We start from the raw sequence: 12,807 nt of genomic DNA, 5'->3' as shown, positions 1-12,807 counted from the left end.
AATGGACTAAACTAGTTATTTGTAATGTAGTTTTGTAAAATACTCTTGACTAATTGTTCTATGGTTACGATATTTTCAGCAGATGTCTATGGGATGGCCACAGCACCAACTATAGCTCCGAAACAGTCTGATCAAGTTACCCGTAAGACTTATCCGAATTACAAAGTGATTGTATTAAACGATGATTTTAATACATTCCAACACGTGACTGAATGTTTGATGAAATATATTCCAGGGATGAGTGGCGATCGCGCGTGGGATCTGACTAATCAGGTACACTATGAAGGTCAAGCGATCGTCTGGGTTGGTCCCCAAGAACCTGCGGAACTCTATCATCAGCAGCTGCGCCGAGCAGGTTTGACAATGGCACCTCTAGAAGCAGCTTAATTATTATGGGCAAACCCACCGCAGATTCCCTCCGAGCAGCTTCTCTACGAGACGCTACGCGAACGCAAAAAGCTGGCAGACTGGTTTGGAATCACTCGACACACCTTGATGGTCTTATCCCCATTTTAGAACGTCTTTGTCAGCAGGATTGCATTCAAACCGTGACGCCGGGAGTCATTGGCCGGGTAAAAGGTCATTGCCCGAAAATGCAATTGCGTGTTTCAGTACCGATTCGCGGCGGCTATAAAGTAATTGCACGGCAGGGGAAGACGGTACAGGAAGTGTTTATTTTAACCCCTTTGGCGCAGTCAGAACTAGAAACGGCATTAGCGATCGCTATGAAATCTTAATCATATCCAATTTCCAATGCCTCATGCTCCACGACTATTCCTCAACACGGTGGACTGCAAATTTGTGTAGTGGCAGACTGAGAATGCAAGAAAAAGTTAAAAAATATGACAGAGCCGTAGTTATTCTCAAAGTCATGAGCACAGATTCCCAGTCGGGTAAAACTATTTTTTCTATGCCAAAGGCTAGACAGTAAACTAGCCAGTAACTAAAGCTCATTCTAAATAGAATCCGCTCTGTTTCTTCCACATCATTTTTTTGCTGCTTACCATCCCACAGTAACAGCAGTCCAATAATGCAAGCTACACAGGAAACAGCAACTACAAATTCGTGACAAAAAATATTTAACGAATGCATTTGTGTTTATCCCCACATTTTTCAGTTGAAGATCAGTCTAAAGGAATATTCCTTGTAGAAATACAAAATATTTACAAACCTCAATAGAGTCATGGAGTTTATGTAAACAAATGCAACAAAAATTGTTGTTTTGCAAATTTAAATATTTTTAATAAAAATTAAACATTTCTGTTAAGTAGGTGTTTGGGAATTAGACATTACTATTTGGTTTAGATTTTGGACAAATAAAAAAGTTGCGAATTTTTCATGCAAATCAAAAAACACATTGCAAATTACCGCAGTTCGTTTTTGAACTAAAAGTAAATCACAGTATTTGCCCAAAGACACTTTGTTGTTGATATAGCGGTTCCCACTCAGATGCGGTACAAGATTATATCGCCAGGTGTAGGCGCACGGCAGTGCCCATACAACTTAAGCTAAAAGCCTTTTCAAATCTCGTTTCCAGCAAGAGGCTGGAAATGCACTTCAATTGCGGCTCTGCCGCCAGCAAGATGCCATTCCCAGTCTCGGACTGGGAACGAGACAATATCTAAAAGCTGCTTCTAGACTGGCTTTCACGTTAAGTTGACACCAATGGGCAGTACCGTGCCCCTAGGGGTGTACCTCACGTAAACAAGAACCGCTATATTATTATCTTCTGAGAAATTTAAAGTTCAAAAGGTGAAATTTTGATTAATACTAAAAAGCTACTATACTGTGGCATTAATTTTCTAGGCATGTGTTCTTAAATTGGAGGTAGCTTAAATAAATAAACGCCGTTAGACTGATATATAAGTTTGTAAGTAGAATTACTTCTAAGCTGAAGTACTAAATTGGAATTAAAGTCAAAATTATTATTATTTAAGTCTATAAGTATATAATTAAAAATTTCATTACCATTTTGTAATTTCAAATCTTTATTAATTAACTTAATGTTTTGACGGTTACTTAAATGGGGAGCAATATTAAATGTTGTTAAAACACTCTCCTTAGTTTTAACCAAACTTACTGCATTATATAGAGAAGGTAGATTAGATATATTTGGTAAATAACGTGTTATAAAAAAATCATATTTAGCTAACACCAAAAAAGAAATAGTAGCAGAAACTATTAATGTCTTAGGTTTCAACCAATGCTTTTTATTTTCTTGTTTATACTCTTTGATAGAATGTATTAACCATACAATAATAAAAGGGAAAATCGGTAATGAATAATGGTGAACTAAATCTCGTTGTGGTGCATAATCAGAAATAATATTTAATAAAAACATTGGTAAAGCAGGTATTACAAATACTATTTGCTTCCAATGTAATCCAATAATTACTGGTAATAAAAGAAGGAAATAATAAAATAATGCATTAGGAGAAAAAAACTTTCCTAAAATTAAGTTAGGATTACTAATAGTATTAAAGATTATTTCCTTGGGAGTACTACCAAGAGAAGCATAAAAAACAACTCCCCCTGCTGGACCACCTCTTAAAAGTGGTGTTAAATAACCAATAGTGAAAATGTACCAAAATAGCCCTATTAAACTACAAGCTAATCCATAGACTTTTCTATGCTGTAACAACAAAAAAATACCAAAAGCTATTACAGTTAAACTTAAGCTATCCTTACAAATTAAAACTAAACCAATAGCAAAAAATAATTGATAAGTACACTTCTCTATCGCCGCCCATATTGCCCACAATAATGCAGGAACTGCTATGCTTTCTGGACGAAAATCAGTAAAAAAATTACTATTAAATAAAGTAGGATAAAGTAGATAAGAAAAAGTAATTGTTCTTGAATAAGGTATAGATAATCCAGCTTGTAGGCTTAACAAATAAACAGGTAGACATCCAACCGATAAAGCAAAAGCTTGAATTAAAAGCAACCAATATACACTGGGATAAATTTTGTATAGTAAACTTATAGGGTATAGTATAAAAGCTGCATGATCGCCTATCACATGAAATCCAAACAAAGAAGATATTGGTGGTAGATTCTGACTGATTAAATATACCCATTGGTCAAAAAGAGCTAAATCAAGAGCGTTGGATTTAAATAAAAAATGTCTTAAACTACTAAAGATAAATAGGATAAAAGTTCCTATGAAAATTAAAAAACTAATATAACCAAATTTTTTTTGCATACTAATAATTAAACAACAATCAAGTTACTAGTTTAATTCAAAAGTACTTAGTAAAAAATAGGTTAATGAAACTTATTAAATAATACTTATCAGGGTAGAGAGTAGAAGAAATAAACCGTAGCCGAGAATAAACTTATAGTAGTATTAATCCGTGTATGGTAATAAACTTTGAAAACTCATTATTTAAATAATATTTAATAATAAATATATTATGGGACTCTACTTGTTAACTGTAGTTAAAAAAGTGTCATCCAGCAACTAGTGATGTCTACCACGAGCTATATCTATGAACACATCAGTTTGCTAATTGCTGAATGAATCACTGCCTTTTCAAGAGATTGCACTTCTTTGAAGAAAATAGCTCAGGAATCTTAACAATTTTCTCCTAATGTTTCGCAAGCACCAATACTTACCCAACGGCTCGAACCATCTTGCCAATGTTCTTTCTTCCATATGGGCGCATTGTGTTTGAGGGTATCAATAGCATACTGGCAAGCTTCAAACGCCTCACTCCGATGAGGACAACCCACTGCTACTAAAACACTAATTTCCCCAACTTGCAAACGTCCGGTGCGATGATGAATCACTACCCGATTCACATCAGACGTAGATAAGCGAATATCAGCAGCAATTTGATAAAATATCTGTAATGCCATAGGCTCGTAAGCTTGATACTCTAAAGCAATTACAGGTTTACCATCAGTTTGATTACGAACCACGCCACTCATCACAACCACGGCACCGTTGGCTGGATCGTCAGATTTGGCATAGATTTCTTCAAGAGACAATGGTGCAAAGCTAATGGCAAAACTATCTTCGGCTCTTGGTTTAACAGCAGAGGTAAGTGTAGTCGTCATAACTGCGTTCATATTATGTGGGCTTTTTCTATTGTCTCTGAACAAAACGCTGCTGGTGTATGTTTAGTTGCTCTTGTTAATGCTTTAGGCAAAACAAGTATTTCTTAGGATAAAAGCAATCAAGGCTTAAAAATCTCTTTCCATAAATTAAGTGGGCAAGGAAAATCTAAACTATGTAAAGTAATGTATAATTAATACCCCGCCAAATCAGTCCCAAACAGGTGGAAGCACTGCAAACTGTTAGCCGCTTGGTAATTAGACAACTTATTGTTGTAAGTAAGTGGACTGGCAACAAGTGAACAAGTTCCAATCGACAAAACAGGTGAACACACAGCCTTTTTAGCTAAACCTTACACAACGCAAGAATTATTGAAAACCCTACATACAATTATTAGTCAATAGTATAATCTGCTTGATCTAGACGATCGCAGTCATATCTGCCTTTAATCTCTTGATTGAAAAAGCTGCCAATTGAGTCACAGGAATGTAAATCTTCCCAAGTATCCTCATCTACGCCTAAGTACTGATAAACAGCCCCACTTTGAAACTCAACTTGCAAAATATGTTCGTCGCGATCGTAGCCTACAGCCATAGCCATTGAGGAGACAACTGGTAGCATGACAATTGGTTCCTCTTCAAAAGGTAGTGCAGTCGTTTCGGCGATAACCTCGTTCAGTTCTTGCAATCCTTCATAAGCTTGTATCGGTGCCGGTATTTCCAAAAACTCTAGTTCGTCGCCTCGATCGAGCAACAACTGCAAATATCCATCAGAGTGAGCGATCGCTATTAAACTGCTCAAGTCTACCTTAGATAGCTTCATTTATTTTGTGCTCTCCTGTTGGCGTAGTCGGGAGTGTTAAAGTTTTATGCAACACTTAAGTGTATTTATAGTACAAATATACTATAAATACACTTCGCTGTCAAGTTTTTTACCAAGCGAGAATTTTAGGTGTGTAGAGACGCGGTGACGTTCTCAAACTAACGTCTGGCTTTAGTAGAGTAGTGCGACTATCTAGTAAACGTCCGATAAGATTTACAGGTTGAAAAAATTCAACTCAATTATCTGGAATAGCAACTGACTGTTGTGTAATAACTCCACAAATGACTTAATTACATCAACTAGAGATTTTTCCAATGCCTACTGATTTACTGAGCCGCAAGGCTAAAGTTTTCTCCTTTCGAGTGGTGTTAATTCTTTGAGTACGGTAAACCGTATTTGCTTGTTAGTTCCCAAAGATTAATTTAATTGTTAAGTTTAGCTACATAAATAAGAAAATGCTAAAAGCATTGCCGGGACAAAATAAAACTTAATTAACATTGTTTAACATGGCTATGAAAGCTACAGATCAATTGGTGCATTTTTTAGAAGAAGAGTTGGGTATTTCTGGTGGAGCAATTTCTCTTGCTTTGCGGCATTGTGAGCATACCCCCAACTTTCTAGCTATGACCCTCTGGCAATATGGGCTGGTAACACTGGATCAGTTAGCCCAAATTTTTGATTGGTTGGAAACAGTATAAGCTGCTACTTAAAACTGGCAACAAAGTTAGAAAATTACAGCAATTAGAGCAGAAAGCCCACCAGGAGCAAGGTGACTCTTCCTTGCCCACTCGATCATTCCAAATTCCGGGAAGTGCGATCGCTATCAAACCCCAAAATAAGTAAACAATTAACTAATCGTAACGGGAGGAATTTGCGATCGCATTGGCAACCAAATACAAAAACGGGCTAAAGAATTTGAACAGATCAAAGCCTTTAGCCCCCTCTGAAAATAACTGTCTCCTCAGTTAATAAGAGGAAAAGTAGCTTTATTGAGGCTTTTTGAAAACACTCCTAGAAATCACCAAGCCTAATATGTTCCGAGAGTAGTTTCTTTAACTCCACTATGTTTTGCTTCTCTTGTTCCTTAACCTTTCTCCAAAAGGCTTGTACTGAATCATACCCCTCAGCATTGGCAAAATATTGGTCATACCGCCATAGGGCATCGAGTCTTCGACTGAGATCGTGAACCAGATCGTGGTCGTGGTCTTTAAGACCCTGCGATTCTCCCAGGTGTTCTACTTCTTTCTGGTAAGTTTCTAAACTCATTTTTCATTCCTCTTGAACTCGATAAAATTGAGCGAAGAAATCACAAGTCAGCTAATCAAAATCCTTTGGTATCGGTAAATTATGTATTTGAGAGGATAAAGGTCATACCTCTACCATTGAGTTAGCTTTACTCAAAGGTTAGGTAAAGATTGTGAGGAACTTGTGAGAAAGCTCAAATATTACATAAGTTCATTAGACTTGTCGGTTTATAAAAAATTAGTATCTGAAACCCTTGTTCTGCCTCGCTCGAAAAACTCAAAAAGTTTATTAGGCGACAAGTCTATTTTGATCGACATCTAGATAATAAAACAATTTCATCTAGAGTTATGCATCATGTTATTTCGACAATTCTTTGAACCATAAATAAGTACATATACTCATTTGATTACAGGTTTAGGGACTAAAACGGTGATTTTGGTCGATCCAGCATTAGAACAGGTAGAGTGCTCCAGTTGACACAGAGAATATGGTCACGCATCCTCGTTGACTTCTTGTGCCTTAGGCATCGATCTTTTTCAGATGTAAGCTAAAAGCATAAAAGATATGAGTTAATATCCTATGCAGCAGTCCAACTCTAGCAATTACCGGGATTTTTGGCGGCAGCTTGTTACTTTGGCTGCAATCTTTGGTGCTTTCATTATCAATGTAGTATCGAACGTTTTTCCGCTCAATGGACTCAGTATAGGGGAAATTTCCAATACTTTATTTAAAAATGTCCTGATTATCCCTGCCAATTACGCCTTTGCTATCTGGGGTCTGATTTACCTTGGGTTGTTTGCTTTTGGGGTATACCAAGCTCTACCTGAACAACGACATGAGCCTGATTTTCGTAAGACAGGTTATCTGTTGGTGATTGCCTGTGTTGCTCAAAGTATCTGGGTTTATCTGTTTTTGTCTCGGCTTTTTGCGCTTTCTGTAATTGCAATGCTCTTTATTCTATTGCCCCTGATTGCTGTTTATGTGCAGTTAGAAATTGGCAACAAGCGTGTACCTCGGCTCAAGAAATGGTGTGTTCACTTTCCTATCAGCATTTATCTAGGCTGGATTAGCGTGGCGACCATTGTCAACGTAGCGTGTGCCTTGTCTTTTCAGGGGTGGAATGGTTGGGGAATTTCTGCTGTAATATGGACTCTCATCATGTTATTGATCGCAACAGCAGTTGCAGCAGTTATTGTCATCCAGCGTCGAGATATCGCTTATACAGGAGTAATACTCTGGGCACTTGTGGCGATCGCACTCAAGCACTCTGATAATTCAATGCTCAGAAATGCCGCGTTGATTTTGGCAATTGTCCTGGTTTTGATGGCTACGATGCAGATCAGGAGCAGCCAACAAGAACATATTTAATTGCTCCCGGCGGACTCGCTACCGCTACGGTAAATTAATTTGTAATTACGTTTTTGCTATGGTTTCGGACATTTCGAATGGGTAGTTTATTTACGTCGTGCTGTACTAGAGCATCGATTCAGTAATTAAAAACTTAACCCCCCAGCCCCCTTCCCTGCTAGGGAAGGGGGAGCCAAACTCCCCTCTCTGCTATGCCTAACGGCAGGCTTACGCCAAGGTCGAGGGGTTGGGGGAGAGGTTCTTCCAGGATTACTGAATTGGTGTTCTAGTACTTGGTAAGCTATTTCTGGATAATTTCCAACTTCAATTCTTGTAAAAGTTCAGCGCTAATGGGTGATTTCGCAAGAATTGGATGCTTAATACCTCCCCAAATACTTCCAGTGCGGATACGATGAGAAACTAACACTTGAGGAATTTGACTAGAGATTAAAACCTGTGGTGGTGCAAGTTGATCGAGCGATCGCGCTCTCTTGTAATGATGTGATTCCGATAAAGCCAGATCCAGTTCTTGAGCGATAATTTCTGGGCTTTCTTTTGCCGAATCTAGTAATAAAATATAGTGTGGAGGATCGGCAATCGGCATCAAGCTTTTAAAATTAGTTTCTTGCAAGTTCAACTTAATAAGAGCATTATTTACAAAGGTTTCTTGCAACTTTTCACCCACCAAATCGCTAACGGCTTGATGTCGTCCGAGAAATTCTAAACAGGGAGTGTGGCGATAGTAATGAGTTACCCGGATGCGATCGCCAATTCGATAACGATACAATCCGCCTTTCTGGGATAAAATAATCGTGTATTCCTTGCCAATGTTGAGTTCGTGTAAACCATACAAGGAACCAGTCTCATCCTCGAACTCGAAAAACACTTCATCCAGAACTGGCACACATCCCCCAGCGACAATCAAGGGAATCGTTATTGGGGCTTCCGTTGCTAGTAGTCCTTTACCTTGAATTAATGCATCTGGAAATTTTAATCTTAATCCTTGCGCTTGATCTGCTGCATTGGCGCTATCCCAGCAGGAAATCAGCTTCAAATTTGGCCAGAGTTGCATCCAGGGAATATTACTTTCGCACAGGAGTTGCAGCCGATGATGTGAAATCCGGTTGTGTAATTCTCTTCGCAATAAATCCTGATTTTCTTGAATATATTTTAAATGTACTTGCAGAAAACTAGGACTCCAAATAGAAATAATTTCTAATTTCTCAGCCTCTAATAATGCCAAAGCCAGTTGATGTTTAAACAAGTTCGCGTCATACAGCCGATTAAGTTTATTTGGCATCACCAACCAGGGACGCAAAAACCAACGCAACCAGCCATCTAAATAATCTAAATCATCCTGTAAGGTTTGGCTATCAGCTACATTTAATTGCGGCGAGATACAAGCATAAATTTTGCCTGTGGAAAATTTTGGGCCATGTACAATCAAATCATGCGCCCATACGCAGAACATTTGATTAAACGATCGCCGCAAAGATTGAGTATAAGGAATCCATTTTACCGCACCACTACTACCAGAGGTTTTTTCATAGAACAAAATGGGTTCTGGTGTAAGGGAAATTTGCTGCTGTTTCTGATTTAAGTAGGGTTCGAGTGCATCATAATCTACGATTGGCACACGCTGCCAATCGTCTACAGAATGAATCTCCAAAGTTTTACCATACTCACTTTTGATTAGGCGATCGCAAATCTCCCTTTGTACAGATGTCTGCATTAACTCTGGGTTATCCAAAGCTTGATAAAATCGCCTCGCAGTTGGGGCGAGTATTTGCCCAAAAAGCTGAATAATCGGACGCATTATTGCACCTTTTGATTAGGATAAAGCTTGGTGGCTACTGGTAAATAAGAACCATCGCCAATGACTACACCAGCAGCAAGATTAGATCCGGCTCCCACAAAGACATTGCTGCCAATCTTGACTTTTTTGACATACAACATTAAATTTTGCTTGCGGGGTTTAATGATGTGAGAATATATACCGACACCATGCCCGATAACGACGCGATCGCCAATTTCTAATAAACTGCGATCGGCAATCTCCAATCTTGTTGTCCAGTAGACATCTCGCCCCACTTTAGCACCCCACAATCGCAACCAACTAGAAAACGCCCCCGGAATCAACCGCAGCACTGCCTCCAACACCGGAATTGCAATATAAATTACTTGGATTTGATGACTACCCCACCAGGGACTATATTCTTTACCTTGTAGATAACTAATACCTTCGCGCACAGGATAAAACCATTCATGCAAGCGGTAAACTACCACTGGTAGCCCATAAATAGAAAGGAACACCGCCAGAATGCTGAAGATATTGGGTGAATAGGCGAGGTAGACTATTGCTGCCCCAGTTAGCAATAATATAAAGGCGGGAAAAAACGAAAGAATTTTACTTAGAACTGTCATGAAAATGGGAATAAAAGTTTTTGAAACAAGTTTAATGAGCTAGGAATTCCAATTATAGATGGCAATTTTTCGCTTTCATAATATGTTCCATGTAACTTATCCCAAATTTTCAGATTAGCCCCATAGTTATAATTGTGGATTTCGCGGCAATGATGCCAAGCATGATCCTGCGGTAAGATTAGCCAAGAAGATAAAAATTGATAAAGCCAGCTACTTTCAGGAATTATCAAGCTACTATGTCGCCATAAATCTAAGGCAGAAGTTAGACTTACTCCAAGTACATAACCTGTAGGATCGGCTAACAGATACAAAAACAAAGTGTGTATCCATAAATAAATAATTAACAAACTTGTCCAAAGTGTGTTGCGAGAAGTTCCTAATACATCCATTTGAGTAACAGTATGATGTACTTGATGAACTTTCCACAAGAATTTAGTATGTAATAAACGATGATTCCAATAATATAAATAATCAACCACAACAAAACTGATAATAAAAGTCGGAATTAATGATAATTTTAAATATCCTTGTTGAGTGGGTAGTAAATATTGATAAAGCCAATAAACTAAAGTCGCTTGTAGTAAGGGAATTAAAATTCCTTGAATCGTTAACCCTGTACTATCTAGCAACCAATCTTCACGACTTTTAACTTTGAGTTGAGTTCGTCCAACCTGATTGCTAATAGTCCAACCAACTAAGCCGATAAAAGAACCGAAAATTAGCAAGTGTGCAAAATTAACTATTTCCACCTTTAATTGCTCACACTGATTAATTACGAATTACGAATTACGAATTACGAATTATTTTCAAACCCAAAATGTAACTTTTACTGATTGATTTGGCAATAAACGCGGATCTTCACCACGAGATATGGCTGCCATAATTGACTCTACAAATATATGAATTGTGTCCGCAGACGTATTATAAAATTGTGTCCCGTATTTAGAGATCGCTTCCCCCTGAATACCCAAAATTTCCACGTCTTGGCGGATAATGTGTTGAGCAGTCCACCGCACAAAAGGACGTGCTAACTTATTCCAGATACCATAGTTGTAGGTGACATCGGTGTAAACCAGAGTTGAATTATCAGTTTCTGGAACAGATTGACTGGTAATGAACAAATGGCGATTATGTGCCATTTTATACTCTACAGAGGTGATATTTGGCATATAAAAGCGATCGCTATGTTTAATCTCTGCACCCTGCAAATTCAGAAAACGGCTGTACCATCCCAAATTATTGTTTTCGTTGCGATACTCCACCAAAACCGAACCATGACAGCGTTCAACAGTCATCTCTAACTTTTGTTGGCGGGAAGTACGGAAAACACCAGGATGAACAAAAGCCGTATGGGGAATATCAATAAAGTTCTCCGCACAATTAGTAACATTGTTAGCAAAACGGTTAATTACCCGCACTGTCTCCCATCCTATTTCTCCGTAGTGAGGCATAGAAAAGGGTTCAAAATCAACCCTTGGGGTATCTGCTAACCGCACATAAACATAGCCATCCTGTTCTTTGGTAGCGTAACACTTGGCTCGACGCTGTGGGGAAGGTTTGAAGTCATCTCCTTCGGCTGGAACAGCAATCACGTTTCCAACGCCGTCATATACCCAACCATGATAGGGACATTGTAAAGCATCGTTACAGATTTTACCTGATGATAGACGGCTATTGCGGTGTAAACAGCGATCGCGCAAAGCTACGGGTTGTCCATCTTCACCGCGAAATATCGCTAACCATTCTCCTAAAACGGTTCGTGATAATACCTTGTTAGGTTGTAACTCTTCGCTGAGTGCGACAATGTACCAGAAATCTGCAAATTGCATGGTGGGTAGGAGCGATCGTATTTAAATTATGGCAATGTCTTGGCTAGAACTGCATTGCTGTATCTATCAAATTCCAAAAGAGCTAATTTACAATTAAAAATGAGATAACCTCAGATGGGAAAAGGATCGTGACATTACAACAATTGCAAAAGCAGGTATTAGAGTTACCAATTAGCGATCGCTGGACATTAGTGCAGATACTTTTGGAGTCGCTACAGCAAGAAACTAGTTCTGAATTGAAAAAGGGTAACTTATCTCGACTGCGAGGGATTGCAAAAGGTACAAAAATATCAAGCGAAGATGTTGAAGTAGATTATGTTAACTATCTGACTGAAAAATATCAATAATGCGAATTTTAATTGATACAAACGTTGTGCTTGATTTTTTACAAGAGCGAGAACCTTTTGTAGAGGATGCAGCAAAACTGTTTGCAAAAATTGATGCTGGTGAAATCGAGGGGTTTATTGCAGCAACAACAATTACTAACATCTATTACATTGTCCGCAAAGCAGCGGGTGCGATCGCTGCTCAAAATGCAATTGCACAAATTTTGACAGATTTACATATTTGTGCGGTCGATAGAGGAATTTTGGAACGAGCGATCGCACTTAATTTTCAAGATTTTGAGGATGCAGTGCAGTGTGCTTGTGGAATAGCACATGGGGTTGATGCGATCGTAACTCGTGATGCCTCTGGATTTGTCAGCGCGGGAATTTTAGTAATTGCACCAGGGGAGTTAGAAAATATTGGTAGTGGTAAATGAAGCGATCGCGCAAAGCTACGGGTTGTCCATCTTCACCGCGAAATATCGCTAACCATTCTCCTAAAACGGTGCATGACAATACTTTGTTAGGCTGTAACTGTTCGCTGAGTGCGACAATGTACTAGAAATCTGCAAATTGCATGGTGGGTGGTGGAGGGGAGAGAACATTAGAAGAGGTGCTTAAGGATGTTTAGGGGTCAGCACATTTATTTTATTGATGAGGTGGTTAAGAAATGTTGAAAAACAATGTAGTCATGTAGTAAAAGTAGCATGATTAATTATGAATAATAAAGTAAAATAACATAGTTTAGATGTAG

General features: G+C 38.5%; 17 protein-coding genes. 7 read left to right on the top strand and 10 right to left on the bottom strand.

Translation table 11 applies throughout. From position 1 onward, the window contains the following. Window positions 1-60 precede the first annotated feature (60 nt). Entirely contained in the window at window positions 61-387 is a 327-nt protein-coding gene (gene clpS, locus ACEYW6_RS10135; RefSeq protein ID WP_190895006.1) for an ATP-dependent Clp protease adapter ClpS, read from the top strand. 5 nt (window positions 388-392) lie between these two features. Beyond that, window positions 393-737, top strand: a complete 345-nt coding sequence (locus ACEYW6_RS10130) for a DUF2103 domain-containing protein (protein ID WP_412979603.1) — start codon at window positions 393-395, stop codon at window positions 735-737. A 34-nt stretch (window positions 738-771) separates the two neighbouring features. Here ACEYW6_RS10130 and ACEYW6_RS10125 read toward each other — a convergent pair whose 3' ends face one another. The 4 genes from ACEYW6_RS10125 to ACEYW6_RS10110 form a co-directional block, all read right to left on the bottom strand. Next, a complete protein-coding gene (locus ACEYW6_RS10125; RefSeq protein WP_190895004.1) occupies window positions 772-1,092 on the bottom strand; it encodes a hypothetical protein in 321 nt (106 codons plus the stop codon). Between the two features lie 724 nt (window positions 1,093-1,816). Further along, complete coding sequence (locus tag ACEYW6_RS10120) at window positions 1,817-3,205, bottom strand: DUF2079 domain-containing protein (protein WP_412979602.1); 1,389 nt, start codon at window positions 3,203-3,205, stop codon at window positions 1,817-1,819. A 371-nt stretch (window positions 3,206-3,576) separates the two neighbouring features. After that, complete coding sequence (locus ACEYW6_RS10115) at window positions 3,577-4,062, bottom strand: molybdenum cofactor biosynthesis protein MoaE (RefSeq protein ID WP_242059184.1); 486 nt, start codon at window positions 4,060-4,062, stop codon at window positions 3,577-3,579. Between the two features lie 391 nt (window positions 4,063-4,453). After that, window positions 4,454-4,882: a KTSC domain-containing protein gene (locus ACEYW6_RS10110; protein ID WP_412979601.1), complete on the bottom strand. Its 429-nt coding sequence runs from the start codon at window positions 4,880-4,882 to the stop codon at window positions 4,454-4,456. A 506-nt stretch (window positions 4,883-5,388) separates the two neighbouring features. Between ACEYW6_RS10110 and ACEYW6_RS10105 the strand changes: the two genes are divergently transcribed. Both ACEYW6_RS10105 and ACEYW6_RS10100 read left to right on the top strand, forming a co-directional pair. Continuing rightward, on the top strand, window positions 5,389-5,580 hold the full coding sequence (locus ACEYW6_RS10105) for a DUF2949 domain-containing protein (protein WP_390625486.1): 192 nt from the start codon (window positions 5,389-5,391) through the stop codon (window positions 5,578-5,580). A 71-nt stretch (window positions 5,581-5,651) separates the two neighbouring features. Further along, on the top strand, window positions 5,652-5,792 hold the full coding sequence (locus ACEYW6_RS10100; RefSeq protein ID WP_190894998.1) for a hypothetical protein: 141 nt from the start codon (window positions 5,652-5,654) through the stop codon (window positions 5,790-5,792). Window positions 5,793-5,893: 101 nt separating this feature from the next. Here ACEYW6_RS10100 and ACEYW6_RS10095 read toward each other — a convergent pair whose 3' ends face one another. Continuing rightward, window positions 5,894-6,148, bottom strand: coding sequence for a hypothetical protein (locus ACEYW6_RS10095; RefSeq protein ID WP_190894997.1), 255 nt, complete (start codon window positions 6,146-6,148; stop codon window positions 5,894-5,896). A gap of 558 nt (window positions 6,149-6,706) precedes the next feature. On the opposite strand from ACEYW6_RS10095, the gene ACEYW6_RS10090 reads away from it, so the two are divergent. Continuing rightward, the gene (locus ACEYW6_RS10090; protein ID WP_412979600.1) at window positions 6,707-7,495 is read left to right on the top strand and encodes a tryptophan-rich sensory protein; all 789 of its coding nucleotides are present in this window, start codon (window positions 6,707-6,709) and stop codon (window positions 7,493-7,495) included. Window positions 7,496-7,775: 280 nt separating this feature from the next. Here the strand turns inward: ACEYW6_RS10090 and ACEYW6_RS10085 are convergent, their stop codons facing one another. The 4 genes from ACEYW6_RS10085 to ACEYW6_RS10070 are packed head-to-tail and all read right to left on the bottom strand — an operon-like array spanning window position 7,776 to window position 11,727. Further along, complete coding sequence (locus tag ACEYW6_RS10085) at window positions 7,776-9,290, bottom strand: GH3 auxin-responsive promoter family protein (protein ID WP_412979599.1); 1,515 nt, start codon at window positions 9,288-9,290, stop codon at window positions 7,776-7,778. Continuing rightward, the gene (locus tag ACEYW6_RS10080; protein ID WP_412979598.1) at window positions 9,290-9,898 is read right to left on the bottom strand and encodes an acyl transferase; all 609 of its coding nucleotides are present in this window, start codon (window positions 9,896-9,898) and stop codon (window positions 9,290-9,292) included. The genes ACEYW6_RS10085 and ACEYW6_RS10080 overlap by 1 nt, the downstream gene beginning before the upstream one ends. Continuing rightward, a complete protein-coding gene (locus tag ACEYW6_RS10075; RefSeq protein WP_412979597.1) occupies window positions 9,895-10,647 on the bottom strand; it encodes a sterol desaturase family protein in 753 nt (250 codons plus the stop codon). Before ACEYW6_RS10075 ends, ACEYW6_RS10080 begins: the two co-directional genes overlap by 4 nt. A gap of 57 nt (window positions 10,648-10,704) precedes the next feature. Beyond that, a complete protein-coding gene (locus ACEYW6_RS10070) occupies window positions 10,705-11,727 on the bottom strand; it encodes a Rieske 2Fe-2S domain-containing protein (RefSeq protein ID WP_412979596.1) in 1,023 nt (340 codons plus the stop codon). 128 nt (window positions 11,728-11,855) lie between these two features. Here ACEYW6_RS10070 and ACEYW6_RS10065 point away from each other — a divergent pair, with 128 nt between their 5' ends. Then, a complete protein-coding gene (locus ACEYW6_RS10065; protein WP_412979595.1) occupies window positions 11,856-12,074 on the top strand; it encodes a hypothetical protein in 219 nt (72 codons plus the stop codon). Further along, entirely contained in the window at window positions 12,074-12,490 is a 417-nt protein-coding gene (locus ACEYW6_RS10060) for a type II toxin-antitoxin system VapC family toxin (RefSeq protein WP_412979594.1), read from the top strand. The genes ACEYW6_RS10065 and ACEYW6_RS10060 overlap by 1 nt, the downstream gene beginning before the upstream one ends. Here ACEYW6_RS10060 and ACEYW6_RS10055 read toward each other — a convergent pair. After that, window positions 12,429-12,608 carry a Rieske 2Fe-2S domain-containing protein gene (locus tag ACEYW6_RS10055; protein WP_412979693.1) on the bottom strand — a complete coding sequence of 60 codons (180 nt, stop codon included), beginning with the start codon at window positions 12,606-12,608 and terminating at the stop codon, window positions 12,429-12,431. The two genes, ACEYW6_RS10060 and ACEYW6_RS10055, sit on opposite strands and share 62 nt — an antisense overlap. Window positions 12,609-12,807: the final 199 nt, after the last annotated feature.

It is taken from the genome of Nostoc sp. UIC 10607 (assembly GCF_047228265.1).
GTDB lineage: Bacteria > Cyanobacteriota > Cyanobacteriia > Cyanobacteriales > Nostocaceae > Nostoc > Nostoc foliaceum_A.
Note: the sequence above shows the minus strand (reverse complement) of the source record. Positions and strands in the feature narration are given on the sequence as shown.